16 protein-coding genes are annotated in these 19,654 nt (G+C 39.4%); 11 read left to right on the forward strand and 5 right to left on the reverse strand.

What is annotated here, in order from left to right:
- Nucleotides 1-475 precede the first annotated feature (475 nt).
- The 3 genes from CLW00_RS10515 (at nucleotide 476) to CLW00_RS10525 (ending at nucleotide 5,618) form a co-directional block, all read left to right on the forward strand.
- Entirely contained in the window at nucleotides 476-2,902 is a 2,427-nt protein-coding gene (locus CLW00_RS10515; RefSeq protein WP_245917227.1) for a TonB-dependent receptor plug domain-containing protein, read from the forward strand.
- A 107-nt stretch (nucleotides 2,903-3,009) separates the two neighbouring features.
- Nucleotides 3,010-3,834 (forward strand): ZIP family metal transporter, encoded by an 825-nt coding sequence (locus CLW00_RS10520; RefSeq protein ID WP_106133643.1) that lies wholly within the window; start codon nucleotides 3,010-3,012, stop codon nucleotides 3,832-3,834.
- 17 nt (nucleotides 3,835-3,851) lie between these two features.
- The gene (locus CLW00_RS10525) at nucleotides 3,852-5,618 is read left to right on the forward strand and encodes an SLC13 family permease (protein WP_245917228.1); all 1,767 of its coding nucleotides are present in this window, start codon (nucleotides 3,852-3,854) and stop codon (nucleotides 5,616-5,618) included.
- Between the two features lie 9 nt (nucleotides 5,619-5,627).
- On the opposite strand, the gene CLW00_RS10530 is transcribed toward CLW00_RS10525, so the two are convergent.
- Nucleotides 5,628-6,386 (reverse strand): LOG family protein, encoded by a 759-nt coding sequence (locus CLW00_RS10530; RefSeq protein ID WP_106133645.1) that lies wholly within the window; start codon nucleotides 6,384-6,386, stop codon nucleotides 5,628-5,630.
- 112 nt (nucleotides 6,387-6,498) lie between these two features.
- Here CLW00_RS10530 and CLW00_RS10535 point away from each other — a divergent pair, with 112 nt between their 5' ends.
- The gene (locus CLW00_RS10535) at nucleotides 6,499-7,431 is read left to right on the forward strand and encodes a sugar phosphate isomerase/epimerase family protein (protein ID WP_106133646.1); all 933 of its coding nucleotides are present in this window, start codon (nucleotides 6,499-6,501) and stop codon (nucleotides 7,429-7,431) included.
- 120 nt (nucleotides 7,432-7,551) lie between these two features.
- On the opposite strand, the gene CLW00_RS10540 is transcribed toward CLW00_RS10535, so the two are convergent.
- The 3 genes from CLW00_RS10540 to CLW00_RS10550 all read right to left on the reverse strand — a co-directional run bounded on the left by CLW00_RS10540 (nucleotide 7,552) and on the right by CLW00_RS10550 (nucleotide 11,917).
- Entirely contained in the window at nucleotides 7,552-9,798 is a 2,247-nt protein-coding gene (locus tag CLW00_RS10540) for a lipid-A-disaccharide synthase N-terminal domain-containing protein (RefSeq protein ID WP_106133647.1), read from the reverse strand.
- A complete protein-coding gene (locus CLW00_RS10545) occupies nucleotides 9,791-10,528 on the reverse strand; it encodes a glycosyltransferase (RefSeq protein ID WP_106133648.1) in 738 nt (245 codons plus the stop codon). Before CLW00_RS10545 ends, CLW00_RS10540 begins: the two co-directional genes overlap by 8 nt.
- 465 nt (nucleotides 10,529-10,993) lie before the next feature.
- A complete protein-coding gene (locus CLW00_RS10550; protein ID WP_106133649.1) occupies nucleotides 10,994-11,917 on the reverse strand; it encodes an AraC family transcriptional regulator in 924 nt (307 codons plus the stop codon).
- A 136-nt stretch (nucleotides 11,918-12,053) separates the two neighbouring features.
- Here CLW00_RS10550 and CLW00_RS10555 point away from each other — a divergent pair, with 136 nt between their 5' ends.
- The 5 genes from CLW00_RS10555 to CLW00_RS10575 all read left to right on the forward strand — a co-directional run bounded on the left by CLW00_RS10555 (nucleotide 12,054) and on the right by CLW00_RS10575 (nucleotide 17,055).
- Nucleotides 12,054-13,580, forward strand: a complete 1,527-nt coding sequence (locus CLW00_RS10555; protein ID WP_106133650.1) for an aldehyde dehydrogenase family protein — start codon at nucleotides 12,054-12,056, stop codon at nucleotides 13,578-13,580.
- A 344-nt stretch (nucleotides 13,581-13,924) separates the two neighbouring features.
- On the forward strand, nucleotides 13,925-14,335 hold the full coding sequence (locus CLW00_RS10560) for a DUF779 domain-containing protein (RefSeq protein WP_106133651.1): 411 nt from the start codon (nucleotides 13,925-13,927) through the stop codon (nucleotides 14,333-14,335).
- Between the two features lie 65 nt (nucleotides 14,336-14,400).
- Complete coding sequence (locus tag CLW00_RS10565) at nucleotides 14,401-15,561, forward strand: dipeptidase (RefSeq protein ID WP_106133652.1); 1,161 nt, start codon at nucleotides 14,401-14,403, stop codon at nucleotides 15,559-15,561.
- A 3-nt stretch (nucleotides 15,562-15,564) separates the two neighbouring features.
- Nucleotides 15,565-16,299 carry a VIT1/CCC1 transporter family protein gene (locus CLW00_RS10570; protein WP_106133653.1) on the forward strand — a complete coding sequence of 245 codons (735 nt, stop codon included), beginning with the start codon at nucleotides 15,565-15,567 and terminating at the stop codon, nucleotides 16,297-16,299.
- Complete coding sequence (locus CLW00_RS10575; RefSeq protein WP_106133654.1) at nucleotides 16,300-17,055, forward strand: DUF5995 family protein; 756 nt, start codon at nucleotides 16,300-16,302, stop codon at nucleotides 17,053-17,055.
- A gap of 16 nt (nucleotides 17,056-17,071) precedes the next feature.
- Here CLW00_RS10575 and CLW00_RS10580 read toward each other — a convergent pair whose 3' ends face one another.
- The gene (locus CLW00_RS10580; RefSeq protein WP_106133655.1) at nucleotides 17,072-18,094 is read right to left on the reverse strand and encodes a DUF4407 domain-containing protein; all 1,023 of its coding nucleotides are present in this window, start codon (nucleotides 18,092-18,094) and stop codon (nucleotides 17,072-17,074) included.
- A gap of 420 nt (nucleotides 18,095-18,514) precedes the next feature.
- Between CLW00_RS10580 and CLW00_RS10585 the strand changes: the two genes are divergently transcribed.
- Nucleotides 18,515-19,180, forward strand: a complete 666-nt coding sequence (locus CLW00_RS10585) for an SGNH/GDSL hydrolase family protein (RefSeq protein WP_106133656.1) — start codon at nucleotides 18,515-18,517, stop codon at nucleotides 19,178-19,180.
- A gap of 18 nt (nucleotides 19,181-19,198) precedes the next feature.
- Entirely contained in the window at nucleotides 19,199-19,498 is a 300-nt protein-coding gene (locus CLW00_RS10590) for a thiamine-binding protein (protein WP_106133657.1), read from the forward strand.
- Nucleotides 19,499-19,654 lie beyond the last annotated feature (156 nt).

Raw genomic sequence — 19,654 nt, forward strand, 5'->3', positions numbered from 1 at the left:
ACTAAATGAAAGTTAGCGTATTAATTTTTTAATCGCAATGAAAAATGATTTTATTTATTAAAATAATACAATTAAAAACATAATCATAAAACTAAAATTTAGATAGAATTTTTAAACTTTTTATAAATCCCAAATGCCATTAAACAAAATATGCTTATATGATTATCCGCAATCAAGCCACTAATCAATTAAACGAGGTTTTTTTGGCAAAGGGATACCTGTCCTCTGAGAGACGAGTTGGATCCGTCTCTGCCAAGTTATTTATTGATCTGAATCAAACATTAAAACTAGAATTATAATCTACTGGCAAAGTGGTGAATAATCATACTATTTTAAATGAAAAGTCCCTTTATTATTAAAATTTGAAAAGTTCACACTTGATTTTATCCACTCCTAAGAAGAAAACAAAGGTAATCCTAAAGAGCCTTGAAAATAGATTAATTAGAAGTAATATTGAACAAATCCATTGACCCAAATGATGAATTTGAAAGTATCTATTTTCTTTTTAGTTTTTTTATCAACTATCGGACAAGTACATTGTCAGACATTAAAAATTCTGGATAAAGAAAGCAACTCACCCATTGAATTTGTAGCCGTTTCCCAATCCAAAAACAATATCATTGCATTTACAGATAAATCTGGCCAGGTTGATTTAAGCTCATTTTCCACATCTGATAAAGTCGAAATCAGGCTATATGGTTACAAACCTAAATTAAGGACTTTTGCCGAACTTCAGGCAAAAGAATTTATTGTCTATTTGGAATCTAGCACTATTGCATTGGAACAGGCCGTCGTATCAGCTACCAAATGGAGTCAATCCCGGCAGGAAATACCCGCAAGAATCACCTCTATCACCAAGGAAGAAAGAGAACTCCTAAACCCTCAGACAGCCGCTGATTTACTGGCCATTTCAGGTGAGGTTTTCATTCAAAAAAGCCAACAGGGTGGTGGAAGTCCCATGATCAGGGGGTTCTCGACAAATAGACTACTGTACACTGTGGATGGAGTCAGAATGAATACCGCTATTTTCAGAAGTGGGAATCTTCAAAATGTTATTTCACTGGATCCTTTTGCCACAGAAAGCACTGAAGTTTTTTTTGGACCGGGATCAATCATTTACGGAAGTGATGCCATCGGTGCAGTGATGAGTTTCCAAACCCTCCAACCGGAATTCTCAACTGAGGACAATCTCCTTATCAGCGGAAACACAAGCTTGAGAACCAGTACTGCCAATGGAGAGAAAACAGGTCATATTCATGTGAAATATGGTGGCAAAAAATGGGCAGGTGTGACCAGTTTCAGTAGACAAGAGTATGGAGACCTAAGGATGGGCAGCCGTGGTCCAGATGCCTTTTTGAGACCTTTTAATGTGATCAGAGAGAATGACCAAGATATTGTAGTTGACAATCCAGATCCCGAGGTACAAACACCAACAGCATACAATCAGATCAATATCTTGCAGAAACTCCGTTTTTCACCCAATGAAAAATGGGATTTTCAATATGGCTTTCATTACTCAGCTAGTTCAGAGTTTGACAGGTATGATAGACTTACTAGAATGCGCCCCAACGGCCTTCCTGCTTCGGGTGAATGGAAATATGGTCCTCAAACATGGATGATGAATCACCTGAAGGTTACGCACACAGCAAAAAAAGACATCCTCTATGACCAATTCTCTCTGAGCCTTGCCCTGCAACATTTTGGGGAAAGCAGGATTGACAGAAACTTCAATAACCCCAATCGAAGAACAAGAGAAGAAGAGGTGGATGCCTATTCAGCAAATCTGGATTTCATCAAGGAACTGCCCAATGATGCTAAGGTTTTTTATGGTTTGGAATACGTTTGGAACGATGTACGCTCAACGGGCAATTCAGTCAACATCCTGACGGGTCAGCGCAGTTCGACGGCAGCAAGATACCCTATGGCTAGTTGGAATTCCTATGCCGCATATGCTACTTATCAGAAAAAAATCAGTCCATCCTCACTCATTCAAGGTGGCCTAAGGTACAATAGGTTTGGACTTAGAGCTGATTTCAGTGCAAACAGTGAGTTTTACCCACTGCCGTTCACCGAGAGCAGAAATGAAGAAGGTGCTTTAACAGCAAGTACTGGCTGGGTCTACACTCCATTTGACACATGGACCTTTCATTTGAATGCCTCCACCGGTTTTAGGGCTCCCAACGTTGATGATATCGGTAAAATTTTTGACTCTGAACCGGGCACGGTGATGATTCCTAATCCAAATCTTAAAGCTGAATATGCATACAACCTGGAAGCTAACGCAGGAAAAGTCATCAATGAAAACATTATGATTGACCTCACCGCTTACTACACCAGATTGGAAAATGCACTTGTCAGGAGAGAAACAAGCTTAAATGGACAGGACAGCATCCTTTATGATGGCGAACTCAGCAGGGTACTGTCATTGCAAAATGCAGCTTTTGTAAGCATCTTAGGACTACAAGCCGCCCTGGAAGTCAAACTACCAAATTACCTTACATTTTCATCCAGAATCAATATACAAAGAGGTACTGAAGAAATGGATGATGGACAGCGAAGCCCTTCTAGACATGCTCCCCCGACTTTTGGAGTTACCCGATTGGAATACAGCAGAGAAAAGTTAAGAATGCAGCTCTATACCGAATACGCCAGTGGATTTTCCTTTGAGCAATTACCTCTGGAGGAAAGAGGAAAACCAGAATTGTATGCGGTAGATGAAAATGGGAACCCGTTCAGCCCTTCATGGGCTACAATTAGCTTTAAATCTTTCTACCAACTAATTGGAAACATTTCCATAAGTACCGGTGTGGAAAACATAACCAATGTCAGATATAGGACCTACGGTTCGGGAATAGCTGCTCCAGGCAGAAATTTCGTAGTAGCCCTTATGGCCAATTTCTAATCCAATGAAGAAGTTTGAAAAGGCTTTATTCAAGTGACTCAACTAAACAACTCAAACCTTTGTAAGTCCAGCTAAAAACAACCATATTTCACTTTGATTTGATCACTATGGTAGAAAAATTAGAGGCTTGGGCTTTGGCGATGGGACCGGTACGGTCCGCATTGCTGGCTACTGTATTCACTTGGTTGATGACAGCTTTGGGCGCATCGATAGTATTCTTTTTTAAAACCATCAAAAGATCTGTCTTTGACACCATGTTGGGGTTTACTGGTGGAGTAATGATTGCTGCAAGTTTCTGGTCACTGCTTACACCAAGCCTCAACTTCGCTGAAGAAATCTATCCAGGTTACCACTGGGCACCTGTTGCCGGAGGTTTTTTACTAGGAGGACTCTTCATATTTACGCTCGATAAGTTATTACCACATTTGCATATCAATTTCAGTAAAAGTGAAATTGAGGGTATTCCAACAAAATGGCACAAATCAACCCTTCTGGTCTTGGCGATCACATTGCACAATATCCCAGAGGGCTTGGCCATAGGCATGCTTTTTGGGTCTGCAGCGCTAGACTTAGATGCAACTACTTTGACTGCTGCAATTGCTTTGACCATTGGGATAGGGATTCAAAACTTACCTGAGGGTATGGCTGTCTCTATGCCGCTGAGGAGGCAAGGTTTGGGAAGGTTGAAAAGCTTCTGGTTTGGTCAGCTTTCAGCCATGGTAGAACCTGTGGCTGGTGTAATCGGGGCAATAGCCGTGATCTACATGAAAAACATCCTCCCATATGCACTTTCATTTGCTGCAGGTGCAATGATATATGTAGTGGTCGAAGAGGTAATTCCAGAAACCCAAAGAGATAAGTATACAGATTTGGCAGTTTTAGGCTTTATGGTAGGTTTTACCTTGATGATGATTTTGGATGTGGCACTTTAAAGCTTTTTATAATGGAAATGAAAGTAGTATTTGGCACATTGATTTTGGCAGTCATTCTATTTGCCTGGGGCAAAATAAGGTATGACCTGGTGTCAATCATCTGCTTGTTGATATTGGTTTTGTTTGGTATTGTACCGGCAGAAGAAGCATTTTTAGGCTTTGCCCATCCCGCTGTAATTACAGTTGGCATGGTACTCGTCGTCAGTCATGGACTTGCTAGATCAGGTTTGGTAGAGAGCATGGCAAAGATACTTATAGAAAAAGACCTCAGTTTTACAGTGCAGTTGGCTATTCTTTGCATTCTAGTGTGTTTCGCATCTGCATTTATGAATAATGTAGGAGCTTTGGCCATGACAATGCCACTAGCAGTTCTCATTGCCAATAAACATGGCCATTCAGCTTCTTCCTATTTAATGCCTATTGCCTTTGCATCTTTACTGGGAGGCATGACTACCTTGATAGGAACTCCTCCTAATATCATCATATCTACTTTTCGGGCAGAGCAATTTGGTCAACGGTTCAGGATGTTTGATTTCGCAGCGGTAGGGCTTGGAATAGCTGTTATTGGATTGGCTTTTATCATCTTTATAGGTTGGAGATTTGTACCCAAAAGAGCCCCCAAAGGTGATGATAAAAACAGGTTCAACATTGATGACTATATCACTGAGGTAGTAATTCCCGAAGATTCCAAACTCAAGGATCAGCCACATAGGGCAATCTATGAATTTACCAAAGGCAATATCCAAATCCTTAACATCATCCGAAACGATCAATTGACCTATGCTCCGGGCAGGAACTTTGTATTTAGGGAAAATGACATCATAAGCATTCAAGGAGATCCGGAAGATTTGAAGGATTTCATTAACGAATCAAAAACCAACCTAGCGGGTGAGGGTCAAGAGGAAAAGGAAAGTGCCAAAAACAACGAGGACATTATCATAGTGGAAGCTGTGGTAATGGAAAGCAGCCCCATCTTAGACAGGTCTGCCTCGGATATGCTCATGAGTTTTAGATACGGTGTCAACCTACTGGCGATTTCAAGACAAAATCAAAAGATCCGAAAACGCATAGATCACGTCAAATTCCAGGCTGGAGATGTAATTTTGGTACAAGGAGAAAGTGATAAAATCGATGAAACACTCAGCAGCATGGGCTGTCTTCCATTGGCTGATAGAGGCCTAAACCTTGGTGAACCAAAAAAAATCATCCTTGCCCTTGGGATCTTTTTATCTTCACTTGCCCTCATCATATCCGGTTTTTTGGAAGTCCAGGTAGGTTTTACATTAGGAGCATTGCTGATGGTATTGTTTCGGGTGATCCCCATCAGAGAATTGTACACCTCGGTAGATTGGCCGGTTATCATATTGCTTGGTGCTTTATTGCCTCTTGGCACAGCACTCGAAGACACGGGAGGTGCTAATCTAATCGCAGAGAAAATCCTACTTTTAAAAGACAGCCTCCCTCCTTGGGCTATTCTGACTATTGTCTTGGTGGTTACAATGTTTTTATCAGACATCATAAACAACGCGGCCACCGTCGTGTTGATGGCTCCCATAGCCCTTAATATTTCTATCGGAATGGGAGTTGCATCAGATCCTTTTTTGATGGCTGTAGCTATTGGAGGCAGCTGTGCATTTTTGACACCTATTGGACATCAAAGCAATGCCTTGGTAATGGGGCCGGGAGGATACAAATTTACCGATTACCTAAGGATGGGAGCACCTCTAGAACTCTTGATTGTAGCCATAGGAATACCTTTGATTCTCTTTTTCTGGCCCTTGTAAGAAAAAAAATTACTGTTTTTCTTCACCTAGGATCGGATTAGGAGTTAATTCCTCCGCCCTTTTTAGACCATAGCCTTCTACTGCATACTTTATAATATGGGCTTCCATTTCATCAATAGAGTCTGTCAAAAGAAAAAGTTTGAGGTCTTCCTTGTCAATTGTACCATAATCAGCCATATGCTGTATATACTGATAGATATGCTTGTGAAAATCACTGCACATCAATACAACAGGGAACCTTCTCATCACCTTGGTTTGGATAAGGGTCAATGCCTCAAAAAATTCATCAAGTGTTCCAAACCCTCCTGGCATCACAACAAAAGCATAGCTATACTTGGAAAGCAATACCTTACGGACAAAAAAGTACTTGAAATTCATCCATTTGTCCAGATAAGGGTTTGGATGTTGCTCAAACGGCAAAATGATATTACAACCCACAGATTTGCCACCTACATTTTTGGCACCTCTGTTGGCCGCTTCCATAATCCCCGGTCCTCCTCCTGTCATCACTGCAAATCCCATCTGACTCACACGCTCCCCTACCTCTACGGCTTTTTGATAATATTTATCTTTCTCTTCGAACCTTGCTGAGCCAAAAACTGTCACACATGGCCCGATAAAATGTAAAATTCTAAATCCACGGATAAACTCTATCGCCACTTTGGTGACAAACCTGAATTCCTTCCAGCGGGTTTGCGGACCAGCAAAAAATGCTTCTTCTTCAGGGTTGACCAAGGGGGCAAAGGACTTCGGTTTCTCTTTCAGCATAAGAATAATCAGTGTTGATGTTTCAATTTAACTAAAGTAAAACTATTTTGAAGACTATTAAAAATCACTTAGAAAAATTTTAGCCCAACATATTTCACCAATACCTCCAGCCATGAACAGACGCCATTTTACCAAAATCAGTACTGCTGCAATACTCGGTACCTCAACTATTCCTTTCAATGTTTTCGCTTCGAATGAAAACCCAACCCTCAAACTCGGTGGACCTTTATTTGAAAAATACAGCAGTCCAGAAGAATGGATAGCCATACTCAAAAAATTAAACTACAAGGCGGCATATTGCCCTGTTGACACAAATGCAGCTATCGAAACCATTAAGGCATATGAAGCAGCTGCCAGGTCAGCCGACATCATCATAGCTGAAGTAGGCGCATGGTCCAACCCCATAAGCCCAGATCAGTCAACAGCGAAAGCGGCTTTAGAGAAATGTGTGAATTCTCTTCAACTTGCAGAAGAAATAGGTGCGCAATGCTGTGTCAACATTGCTGGAAGTAACAACCGCGAAAATTGGGCTGGTCCACATCCAGATAATTTTTCAGACGAAACTTTTGAATTGATAGTGGAGACAACCCGGAAAATCATAGATGAGGTCAAACCCAAGAGGACCTTTTACACCTTGGAAGCGATGCCTTGGATTTTCCCAGAGGATCCAGATTCCTACCTCCGTTTGATCAAAGCAATAGACAGAAAAGCCTTTGGAGTACATCTTGACCCTGTCAATATGATGGTAAGCCCTGCTGTATTCTATAAAAATGCTGACCTTATCCGTGAATGTTTTTCCAAGTTAGGCACTCATATCAAAAGCTGTCATGCTAAAGATTTGGTACTAAAAGAAAGGACCTTTATGCCTCAATTTGATGAAGTTATTCCCGGTCGTGGGATGATAGATTACAGCGCATTTATGACTGAAATCAAAAAAATACCTCATGTACCAGTTATGATGGAACATTTGGACAATGCTGAAGAATACCTTGAGGGAGCTTCCTATATTAGAAAAGTAGCCAATTCAGTTGGCCTACAAAGCTGAGTCTTCTACATTCTTTCCCTTCAAAACCACCTCAGAATGCTATCCCACACTGAAAAAATGAGTCATGGTATGGTGACTGTACTACTTAAATTGTATGGTCTCCATACCTGAGGATGGGTGTCAGTAGAACAATATCCAACCATCTATTTCATGCCTGTTTTCAAAAGGCAATCCAGTCTCATCCAGCTTCTTCAATTTATTCCTTTTCACCATCAAGATTGAGCTGTTTGGCAATGAATCTCTTAGCCACTCAGGGTTTTCTTTCAAGTTTATCAAGTTGGATTTCCAACTTTCATCCTTCTCAAACTGCACTTCCCTATTGAGACTTTCATCCCCATCAAAAAGGGATATGATACTTTTATTGCTCAAAAAAGACATTGAAGGCATTCGCTTATCATAGATCAAGATGTTTTCAACATCAGCAAACTCCTGATCGATATAAGCCGCTATCCTCCTTTGATCATTCATTAAACCTGGATTACTAGTGAAAAAATAGGTAGATGCCACGGTGATTCCCATTACAAAAAGGTAGGATGTGAATACCATACGATCCACGATTTTCATCGCTATGACCCTAATTGAAATGAGTAGAGAGGCGGTGATAGTCAAAATAAAGAAAAACTTGTAGCTCAGCACAATTTTCGGATCGATCAAAGGACTGATTGCCAAACCCACTATAATAATCATCTGAAAAATGAATTGAATCAAATCCCACTTACGATGTTTCTTTTCACTTAACCCTAACCATAATTTTGCGGCAAGAAGCCCAATAGCAGGATAAATCGGCAAAATATAAAGGATCAATTTAGATTTACTCAGAGAGAAAAAAATCAAAGGAATAATTATCCATGCCAACAAAAACACCAATTGGGTATCTTTCTTCTTCCAATACCCTTTCATATTTGCAGCAATAATTAAGATCCAAGGAAAAGCTGTTCCAAGTAAAATTGCTGGATAAAACCAGACGGGCTGACTTCTACTGAAGGTATCTGTGGCAAATCGCTGAACTGTATGCTTGAATACAAAGTAATCCACAAACTGTCCATCTTCTAAAAAGAGCATGACAAACCAACTCAATCCAACTGTCAAAAAAATCAAAACACCTATCAAATGCCCCTTCCAAGATCCTAATTTGATTTTTTGATATAAGGCTTGAAAAACCATCAAAACTACAGGGACGATAATTACCACTGGGCCTTTTGTTAAGAATCCTAAACCCAACATGAGGTAAAAAAGCACTAAAAATTTTACTGTGTAATCTTTAAGGTATTTGAGCCAAAAATAGACCGCAGCCATGACAAATACCGCCAGATATGCATCAGTGGTCAATGCCCTGCCCGCTATGATAAAGGTCGGAAATGAAGCAAAAATCAATGTGCCATAAAAAGCTTTCTTGTCATCCTGAAAGAGCAATTTCCCTATTCTACTCACCAGAAGAAGCAGCATCAACAAAGCAACCTGCATAAACACCCTTGCTGACCAAGCAGAAACACCGAATATCTTATACGAAAAAGCGGTAATCCAATAAGTCATAGGAGGCTTATGGTAATGATAAATCCCCATCAATGTAGGATGCATGTAATCTCCAGAATCCAGCATTTCCTTGCCGATCTGCGCATACCTCGCTTCGCTACTTTCAGTTACCGACCAAGCACCTAGATTGAAAAAAAGCACAATGCCCGTAAAAACCAATAAGGCCTGAAATCTGTACGGCTTGAATTTCAAAAACAAAGACATGGGCTTCGGCGCCTTTGATTTGTGGTGAAGATACAGGTTGCGGAGGTATACGATGAGGCCAAAACCTTGCCCTATAAACAACACAGCATCGTTTCTCAAAATGGCATAACTGGCAATTAGCAGCGCCCCAACAGTGCTGATATACCAAAAAGAAACTGGAAACACAGATTCTTTTTGCTTTTCCGAATAAAGCCATTGCACTACAAACCTAGAAGTAAATATCAATTGCCCTAAAGTACCCCAAGTCAGCAATAGTCCTTCAATCTCCGGATTGTCAATCAATCCATTAAAATCATAGTCAAAACCAAAAATCAGAAAAACAACGAGCAATAAAGGAAGAAAAAATGCAGAATACCTTACTAAGGCAGGCAGCAAAGACCACTCCCCTTTCAGTTGCAAATTTCTAATGTAAATAAGATAGCCGACCACCTGTCCACCTACTATTACAATGTCATTTCTGAAAAACCCATAAATGATCAAAAGAAACGAAGCAATCAAACTCAATTGCCAAAACAAAGTAGGCGATACTACTTTGTTGGCTTTTTCGGATTTGAGAAGCTGTACCAAAAACCTGGATGCAAAAAGACCCTGGGCTATCAGTCCAAGGGCTAAAATCAGCTGGCTATTCATTCAATTGCGGAGAATCATGTAATTGGAATTCATCAACCCGATACCTGATGTATCGTTTTTTCAATCTGTGAACTAATAATGTATCCAAAAAGGGCTGTACCATTCTATTGAAGGCATTGAACTTAGACACGCCTTCTGTTCTGGGGAAATGTCTCACTGGTATCACTTTTACTTGACCTCCATAAATCTGTGTCAAAGCCGGAAAAAAACGGTGTACCCCGTTGAAAAAAGGAAGCTTATTGACAAAATTTCTCTCAAAAATCTTCAAAGGGCAACCCGTATCCTTCATTCCATCATGTAAAAAACTATTTCTAAACCAGTTTGCAAAGCTCGAAGAAAGCTTCTTTCCCAGTCCGTCTTTCCTGTCTTGTCTTTCTCCTGTCACCAACTGGTATTTCTCCACAAAAGGCTCAAACTTCAAAAAATCTTCAGGTGTAGTCTGCAGGTCTGCATCTATATACCCAACCCAATCTGAGGTAGCGTGATCAAAGCCAGCTTTTATGGCTGCACTCAGGCCAGCATTTTTGGCAAAAGAAACAAACTTAAATCTCGAATCCTCCGAACATACTTTTTTGATCAGTGACAAACTCTGATCTTTTGAACCGTCATTGACAAATAGACCAAATACCCGAAAGGCAGACTTATCCATGTAATCAGACAATGACGTCTGAATTTTGCGAATGTTGCCTTCTTCGTTGAAAACCGGAATGATAACGGTAATTGCTTTCATTGCTCCCTAGAATTGGGCAGCAAAGATACTTTTTTTTGATTTAATATTTAGTTTCGCTAAGATTTTTGAAAAAAAATGAAATTTCATTCTGTTAACCGCATTAAAAATGTCAAAATCCATCAATTATTAGCTTTCCAATAAAATATGGCTTAAAAGCAAAGCTATAAAAACTCAAAAATGTCATTTTTACAAAAACAGGTTAAAAATTTAACCTATTTTTCCATTTTTTATGTAAAAATATAAAAAGAAGGTTTAAAAATTAAGCATAAAAAAAGGAGTCTTTGTAAAAGACTCCAAATGTGGGTTTATTTGCAACTGACTACAGCCATATAAAAATTGGTAATTTGAATACTTTTATTGTTTTTTAACTACCAAATTTTTCTAAACTTAAAAAAAACAGGCGAAAACACCATAAAAACCATAAATTATTTTTTAACAATTTTATCACACTAAAATAATCTATGGTTAGTGGAATTGACTTTGATAAACTTTTGGGGTCATACCAAATTCATTTTTGAAAGCCCTGATAAAGTAGGTTGGATTATTGAACCCTGACATAAAACAAACCTCCTGAACCTGCTTGGTGCCTAACTTAAGGAAATTGCGGGCAAGATTGAGCCTTTCCTTAAGGATATACTCCATTGGACTTAGCCCTAGCTCTGTTTTGAAAGTTCGCGAGAAGTGCGCCTTGCTCATACATGCTTTTTCACTCAAGGTGTCCAAAGAAAAGTTTTCCCTTATATTTTTCTTAATAAAATCGACTACGTGGGCAATCCTATTTGAAGACGCCAAAGATTGGTAAGTCTGCTCAAGCATTTCCCTGGCCTGTGTCTGGGTAAGCCTGATCAATAATTCCTTGAGCGCAAATGAAGCAATGAGGTCTTTTTCCTTTGAGCGCTCTTTTACCCCGATTCTGATGAATCTATTGATGATCTCCGATAGGTCTTGGGTATTGATCAAGTGAAAATTGGATAAATCAAGTCCCCATTCTTTTGTGATTTCTTTGTCTGGAAGTCTTTCATTCAACAAATTAAATGTATTTGAAATCATCTCCTGAGAAATCGAAAGCGCAATGCACTGCGTGGGATTGTCAAATTTGGCTTCCGGAAAGTCAATCTTCATCACTTCATTTGGAGGCACAATAACCGACTCCCCAGGAAGATAATCAAATCCAGGTTTGTCAAATAGGTGCATTACTTTTTTACCCTTGAGCATGGTAGTCAATACCAAGTCACCGAAAACCAAATTGACATCTTTGGCTTCTTGATGGGTTTCAAAAATATTCAGCTCACAGTCGTGAAGTGTGTACGTAGTTCTATTCTCAACAAGGGTCTTCAGATCCCTTTCATTCCTCCACGGCACGCCTGCAATAAAATCGGGTTTTAACATTGGTATTTTGGGTTGTGGTTTAAATTTATCAAATAAGCGACATTAATCAAAACAGGTGGATAAGATGATTTTTTAGGTGGATTTTTTAAAAATTTAAGTTGGTAGATTTGACGAAATCCAAAATAAACTATTTAATATGACAACATTAACCTTATCAGAAGCGAAGCCTGTAGACAGGCCAAGCATCAAAGAAAAGTACGACCATTATATAGGAGGCAAATGGGTGGCTCCGTCTTCAGGAGAATATTTTGACAATATCTCACCAATAGATGGAAAAGCTTTTTCTAAAGCTGCCCGTGGCAATAAAGATGATATTGAGACAGCATTAGATGCTGCACATGAAGCCTTTAAGACTTGGTCCAAAACTTCAGCCGCTGAGCGTTCAAAATTATTGAATAAAATCGCAGATGTCATCGAAGAAAATCTGGAAATGCTCGCAAGAGTAGAAACTATAGACAACGGAAAAGCGCTTCGTGAGACCCGTGCAGCTGATCTTCCACTCGTAGTGGATCACTTCAGGTATTTTGCAGGTGTAATCAGGGCTGACGAAAGCACCATTTCAGAACATGACGAGCATACTGTAAGTATTGCATTGTCAGAACCTCTTGGTGTAGTAGGTCAGATCATCCCTTGGAACTTCCCACTGTTGATGGCTACATGGAAAATAGCCCCAGCCTTGGCAGCAGGATGTTGCACAGTAGTAAAACCCGCAGAGCAAACACCAACCAGCATCATGGTTTTGATGGAACTGATCGGCGATATTCTTCCTCCGGGTGTATTGAATGTGGTGACTGGTTTTGGCCCAGAAGCCGGTAAACCCTTAGCCACTTCAAAGAGAGTAGCGAAAGTAGCATTTACAGGTGAAACTACTACTGGCAGATTGATCATGCAGTATGCATCTGAAAACCTTATTCCAGTAACAATGGAGCTGGGTGGCAAATCTCCGAACATTTTCATGAAATCAGTAGCTGATGCTGATGATGAGTTTTTTGATAAAGCTGTAGAAGGTGCGGTGATGTTTGCGCTCAACCAAGGAGAAGTATGTACTTGTCCATCAAGAATACTTGTTCATGAAGATATTTATGACAAGTTTATGGAAAGAGTAATAGCAAGAACCAAAGCCATCAAAATGGGTCACCCTCTCGCTGAAGACACCATGATGGGTGCGCAGGCTTCCAATGATCAATACGAGAAAATCCTTTCCTATTTCGATATAGGCAAACAAGAAGGTGCGGAAATACTGTGTGGTGGTGGTAAGGCCAGTTTGAACTCAGGTTTGGAAACAGGCTATTATATCCAGCCTACCATCTTCAAAGGCCACAATAAAATGAGGGTTTTCCAAGAGGAAATTTTTGGTCCAGTAACTTCTGTCACGACCTTCAAAACAACAGAAGAAGCTATAGAAATCGCCAATGACACCATGTATGGTCTTGGTGCAGGTCTTTGGTCAAGAGATGCTCACGAACTGTATCAGATACCTAGAGCCATTCAAGCAGGACGTGTATGGGTGAATTGCTACCATGCCTATCCAGCTCACGCTCCTTTTGGAGGATACAAGAAATCTGGTTTTGGCAGGGAAAATCACCTCATGATGCTAAACCATTATCGTCAAACCAAAAACATGCTTATCTCTTACAGTAAGGATAAACTTGGTTTCTTTTAGAAAATAGAGGCGAGATACGAGATATTAGACTTAAGTAACAAGAGCCAAGATAAGGCTGATGGACCTTTGGGGTTTCCAAAACCTCGAAGGTCTTTGAATGAGGCGAGATACGAGAGTTTTAGAATCAAGAGCCAAGAAATAAAGGTTGTAAAACTTAACAACCTCCTTTCTTCGTCTTGATTCTTCAATTTTCGAGTAAAGCTTTATATCGTAACTCGCTTCTCTTTTTAAAACCTAAATGGTAGCTTTCAATATTCACCTAACCTATCTTGATTCTTATCTCTTGTTTCTGTTTTTTCAATCTAAAATCTAAAATCTTAAATCTAAATCTACTCCCAACTCTCATGTCCCAAAAAACCTACACAAATAGAGTATTGATCACTGAATCAGCCATGGATGTCATAGACACTTTGCGAAAACGCTTTGGAACTGAGTTGATGTTTCATCAAAGCGGAGGTTGCTGTGATGGATCTTCTCCAATGTGCTTCGAAAAGGGCGATTTCAAAGTCGGCGGCAGTGATGTTTGGATGGGAAAGATTTATGGATGTGACTTTTTTATGAATGAAGATCAGTTTGAGTATTGGAAACATACCCAGTTGACATTGGATGTTACAGAAGGACGAGGAAGTAGTTTTTCTCTTGAAATCCCTATGGGAGTCAGATTCATGATCCGGTCTAAGCTTTTTACCATGGAAGAATTAGAAAATTTAATCCCTACAAAAACAGGAGAAGAATACTTAGAAGAGAACAATTGAGCCCTGATTTCAGCCAAAATAAATTAACGATTTTTTAACTATATTGATAGCAAAACCACTTTGCTATGAAAAAAATCATTCCTTTTTTTATTCTACTGATTTCAATTTATTGGCTCGGCACTATGACCGTGCCTTCCATTTTAGAAAAAAGAAGTAATTCTGTAAAAGAAGCAGCTCCTTATAAGGTATCCGAGGATGCTCTAACACTTTACCAATCCCTTGACTTCGTCTCCGACTTGCATTGTGACGCCCTTTTGTGGGGCCGTGACCTTACCCAAAAATCAGATTTTGGACATGTTGATTTCCCACGAATGCAAGAAGCCAATGTGGCCCTACAAGTTTTTACCATTGTGTCAAAATCGCCACGGGGTCAAAACATGGACTTCAACAAAACTGATGCTCAGGACAATATCACACTTTTGAATATTGTACAAGGAAGGCCCATGTCCAATTGGTTTAGCCTGATCAACAGAACTATGTATCAGTCTGGCAAACTACAGCAATTTGCAGATGACTTTGAAGACAATTTTATTTTTGTCAAGTCAAAGGCAGATCTGGAAAACTTGATTGAATCCAGAAAAAACAACAAACAAATCATTGGAGGTTTATTGGGGATAGAAGGAGCACATGCTTTGGAAGGAAGCATGGAAAACCTAGAGAAAGTATATGAAGCTGGAGTCAGGTTGATAGGCCCATCTCATTTTTTTGACAATGAACTGGGAGGGTCGGCTCATGGTGAAAGTGGAGAAGGGCTAACCGAGTTTGGACGCCAGGTAATTCATAGGATGAATGAACTTAATATGATCATTGACCTTGCCCACGCTTCTCCACAGATGTTTGATGACATCTTAGAAGTCTCCACGAAGCCTGTTGTAGTTTCTCATACGGGTATTCGTGCTGTGCTTAATTCGCCAAGAAACTTAAGTGATGATCAAATCCGGAGAGTAGCTGAGAAGGGCGGGATTATTGGAATAGCTTTTTTTGATAAAGCTGTAGGAACAAATGAAATCAAGGGGATTGTGGCCAGTATGAAAAGGGTCAAGAACCTTGTGGGGATTGAACATGTAGCCTTAGGTTCTGATTACGACGGTAGTGTCGCTGTCCCGTTTGACATCACCGGACTGCCAATCATAGTAGAAGCACTCTTACAGGAGGGATTCACTGAAGATGAAATCAAAGCTATAATGGGCGAAAATGTAAAGCAATTTTTACTTCAAAACCTTTGATGTATGGAACAACACGAAGGTAAACTACATCAGCGGGTCAGCTTCTTGGGAGGCGCTCAAGATTACCTACGGGAATTTGTGTATGGAGGAATAGATGGAGCGATAACCACTTTTGCAGTCGTAGCAGGCGCTGTTGGTGCCAACCTGAGTGCAGAAATCATCATAATTTTGGGTTTTGCCAATTTATTGGCAGATGGATTTTCCATGTCAGTTGGCGCATATCTCTCATCAAAATCTGAAAAAGAAAATTACCAAAAGCATAAAAAAATAGAGTACTGGGAGATTGATAATATCCCGGATAAGGAAAAACAGGAAGTCCGGGAAATCTATCAAGAAAAAGGCTTTGAAGGAGAGCTATTAGAAAAAGTTGTTGCGGTGATTACATCTAACAGAGAAAGGTGGGTCGATGAAATGATGAAAAACGAACTGGAAATGATTCCTGAAGAAAAAAGTCCTTTCAAAATTGGACTGGCTACCCTGATTTCATTTATACTGATCGGCTTTATCCCATTGATGATTTATGTATATGACTTTTTTAACCACACAGAATTTGATGTCTTTTTGTGGACCAGTGTATTTACAGGTCTGGCATTTATGGTGATCGGATCGCTAAAAAGTATGGTAAACCAAACCAATATTTTTAAAAGTATCGGAGAAACCTTAGGTTTGGGAATCGTGGCAGCTTCCGTTGCTTACTTTGTAGGAGATTTTTTGGAATCACTAATCATGAATGCATAGATGAAAACCATAGATGATGTTATCATAGAATTGGACAGAGTGGTCCAGGAATGTTATGAAAGTAATAGCAGGCTGGGGTATTTTGGCATTTTGTACAGAAACGTAACCAAACGGGTAAAAGAAGGAATTCTCAATGGAGAGTTTGATGATAACCCCAGAATGGTCACGCTCGATATTATTTTTGCAAAAAGGTTTATTGATGCATATGAGGATTACAAAGCTGGAAAAGAAATTTCAACTTGTTGGAAAGTCTCTTTTGATACCGCTACATCTTCACGACACATTGTATTGCAGCACTTGCTTCTGGGCATAAATGCTCATATCAACTTAGACTTAGGGATTGCAGCGGCTGAGACTATGAAAGGAAAAGATCTTGAAGCCATCCGGAATGATTTTGACAAAATCAATGCTATCCTGTATGAATTAGTTGATGGGGTGAAAAACAACATTGGGAAAGTCTCTCCACTCTTCCGTATTTTGATTCGATTCGCTAAAGGCAGAGATGAAATCCTGGTCAATTTTAGTATCAGAACCGCTAGAGATGGGGCGTGGAAGTTTGCCCAAGAATACTTTTACAGCAAAGACCAGAAAAGCAGTACCCATGTTAGGGATCAGATTATAACAGGTCTAGCCGAAAGCCTCAGCCAGCCAGGCACAAGACTTTCCCGAATTATTAGTCTGATTAGTTTTGCTGAATGGAGATCTGTCAAACGCACCATGGACCAGTTGGATTCTATCGCAAAAGAACAACTTTGACCAATAAATATAGACTTCAGTCAAGGGCTTGCCTAAACTTGGAAAGGCGCCAAATTGATTTGCTATCCTGTTTAGTAGTTTCTTCCTTGGCATATACCACAACTTTATGTTCCGTCAAATCCAGTAATTCATCATATGATCCTCTTGGCGAAATGAGTTTGACAAAAATTGGAGCTGTCTCCACTGCCACAAAAAGTAGAACAATAAAAATACCAGCCATTTTTATGGCAGGAGAATCAGTGGTAAGGACAGAAAGGGCATCCAGTCTTGCTGCCAAACCATCATAAGCTTCAATATTTGGTTCAAGCTTTGTCAAGGCTTTACTTTTTTCCTGCTCAAGCATTCTGATTTCTTCATCCAACCTATCTATCCTTGATTGATGTCCTTCCCGTAACTTATCCAATGCAATCTGTGCAGCATCAAGTTGTTCTTCTTTTTTCCGAGCATTCATACCCAAGCCAATGATACCTGAAGTGCCATCGGTTCTGGTTCCGAAGCGCTCAAAATCATATTCCGATTGGAGTTTATCCCTAAAAATTACTGCATCTTGGATTTCTGACCTCAATAGATCTTTTTGATTTCCCAATGCGCTTACTTCCCCGAAAACTGCCTCCAGTGATTTCTTGCTCGTTTGCAACATGATGGTTCTTTCATCATCAAGCTTTCTGTTGATTTCTTTTTCAAAGATTCTAAGCTCTATAGGTTTTGATATTACCACGGCCAATATTCCGGCAAAAACCAATCTCGGAAAGGCCAATTTCCATTCTTTCCATGCTTGATTCTTTTTCCTCATACTTGATACTATAAACCTGTCCAAGTTAAAAATCATCAATCCCCAGAGCAATCCGAAAAAAACAGCTTGAAAATAATAATCAAAGACTGTATAAAGAGCATAACCTGAGGAAATAGCGGCCATTAATCCCGTAAAAAACACAGTACCTCCTATTCCAATGTATTTTTGAGATTCGCTAGGACAGCGTTTTAGCAAGGGAGCATATGCTCCTGAACAAAACCAAAAGAAATTCCTGAGTGATTGCATATGTATAGGATTAGGCTCTCAGAAACTTATCAAAAAACGGACTATCGTGCTTAAATTTTTTTTCAGACTTCATAAACTTGATAAAAATCCATCTACATGAGGTTTAACACCATAAAAAAGGTTGTTTTTTAAGTGCTAAAAAGATTTGAATCCAGTAGAAATCGGGTGTTCATAGCTGTACAAAACTTACTTTTGCTTAAATTCTGTTCATTTTTGGTCTTTACCGAGCTATCTTTAATATTTATCAATATGTATATCCGCTTTCATACCAGTAGAATCTAAATAATAGAATTAACCTCTGATTTTGAACCAATATCAATAAATATCCAATATCTATTAGTATCCGTTTGCCAATAAACCCTCGTTTAATTGATTAGTGGCATGATTGCGGATAATCATATTTATCAAAAAACATAACGAATGAAGAATACCCCAATGAAATTTCTTTTATATATATGTTGCTTCTCCATGTTGCACTTTGTGTCAATAGCTCAAGACAATTCAGCCTTTGAAAATGAAGTGGAACGGTTGGTTCAAAAATATAAGGAAGCAGGATGGGAAAAAGGTGGCATTGTACTCACGGGAAGCTCAAGCATCCGATTATGGAATAATTATAAAGAAGATTTCTCTCACCTTTCAATAGTTAACACCGGTTTTGGCGGATCTCAGATGAGTGATTTACTCAGGTATTTGGATCCCCTGGTTTTGGATTTTAGCCCATCAAAAATTTTTATTTACGAAGGTGACAATGATGTGAATTCCGGAAAAACAACCGAGGCCGTTCTTAACGAATTTAAAGAATTGATCAAGAAGGTAAAAAATGAAAACCCAAACATAGAGGTATATATCATCGGAGTCAAACCAAGCCCTTCCAGATGGGATCTCAAGGATGACTACCAAAGGCTAAATGACTCGCTCCAGGCATTGACCCAGAATGAAAAGAATACATATTTCATCAATATGTGGGAACCTATGCTGGACGGTCAAGGCAACCCAGATCCAAGCCTTTTCATGGGTGACATGCTTCATCTTAATGCTCAGGGATATTCCATTTGGACCGATCAAATCAAACTATTTTTGAAATAACTAAAAAGAGAAAAAATCATGAGTGAAAAAATTATCAATCTTGGTATCCAAATAATTCCAAAAAGTCAAACATTAGACGCATACGCTTTAGTAGATAAAGCCATATCGGTCATACAGCAATCAGGAGTGAAGTATGTGGTCACCCCATTTGAAACCGTTATGGAAGGAAAACAGGAACAATTGATGGCTGTGGCAATGAAAGCTCAGGATGCAGTATTAGAGGCAGGTGCTGATGAAGTTTTAGTTTATTATCGAATGCAGATCAGAAAAAATTCAGATGTGATAATTGAAGATAAAATCGGGAAATATGTAAAATAAGCGATTCAAATATTGTATAGATTTGATTATTCTAAAAAAAAATGAAGGTCACTTCTCCCAAACAGTCAGACACTTACCAAGCCCCTTAAAACCATTTCAAGTTTTAAGGGGTTCTTTTTTCGTATATTAAAGAAAAATGAAATATATAAACACGTT

Source organism: Mongoliibacter ruber (genome assembly GCF_003003005.1).
Lineage (GTDB): Bacteria > Bacteroidota > Bacteroidia > Cytophagales > Cyclobacteriaceae > Mongoliibacter > Mongoliibacter ruber.

Bases quoted from the DNA above. Each gene is read 5' to 3' on its own strand.
- CLW00_RS10515 (WP_245917227.1), top strand. From the start codon at position 476: ATGATGAATTTGAAAGTATCTATTTTCTTTTTAGTTTTTTTATCAACT.
- CLW00_RS10520 (WP_106133643.1), top strand. From the start codon at position 3,010: ATGGTAGAAAAATTAGAGGCTTGGGCTTTGGCGATGGGACCGGTACGG.
- CLW00_RS10525 (WP_245917228.1), top strand. From the start codon at position 3,852: ATGAAAGTAGTATTTGGCACATTGATTTTGGCAGTCATTCTATTTGCC.
- CLW00_RS10530 (WP_106133645.1), bottom strand. From the start codon at position 6,386: ATGCTGAAAGAGAAACCGAAGTCCTTTGCCCCCTTGGTCAACCCTGAA.
- CLW00_RS10535 (WP_106133646.1), top strand. From the start codon at position 6,499: ATGAACAGACGCCATTTTACCAAAATCAGTACTGCTGCAATACTCGGT.
- CLW00_RS10540 (WP_106133647.1), bottom strand. From the start codon at position 9,798: ATGAATAGCCAGCTGATTTTAGCCCTTGGACTGATAGCCCAGGGTCTT.
- CLW00_RS10545 (WP_106133648.1), bottom strand. From the start codon at position 10,528: ATGAAAGCAATTACCGTTATCATTCCGGTTTTCAACGAAGAAGGCAAC.
- CLW00_RS10550 (WP_106133649.1), bottom strand. From the start codon at position 11,917: ATGTTAAAACCCGATTTTATTGCAGGCGTGCCGTGGAGGAATGAAAGG.
- CLW00_RS10555 (WP_106133650.1), top strand. From the start codon at position 12,054: ATGACAACATTAACCTTATCAGAAGCGAAGCCTGTAGACAGGCCAAGC.
- CLW00_RS10560 (WP_106133651.1), top strand. From the start codon at position 13,925: ATGTCCCAAAAAACCTACACAAATAGAGTATTGATCACTGAATCAGCC.
- CLW00_RS10565 (WP_106133652.1), top strand. From the start codon at position 14,401: ATGAAAAAAATCATTCCTTTTTTTATTCTACTGATTTCAATTTATTGG.
- CLW00_RS10570 (WP_106133653.1), top strand. From the start codon at position 15,565: ATGGAACAACACGAAGGTAAACTACATCAGCGGGTCAGCTTCTTGGGA.
- CLW00_RS10575 (WP_106133654.1), top strand. From the start codon at position 16,300: ATGAAAACCATAGATGATGTTATCATAGAATTGGACAGAGTGGTCCAG.
- CLW00_RS10580 (WP_106133655.1), bottom strand. From the start codon at position 18,094: ATGCAATCACTCAGGAATTTCTTTTGGTTTTGTTCAGGAGCATATGCT.
- CLW00_RS10585 (WP_106133656.1), top strand. From the start codon at position 18,515: ATGAAGAATACCCCAATGAAATTTCTTTTATATATATGTTGCTTCTCC.
- CLW00_RS10590 (WP_106133657.1), top strand. From the start codon at position 19,199: ATGAGTGAAAAAATTATCAATCTTGGTATCCAAATAATTCCAAAAAGT.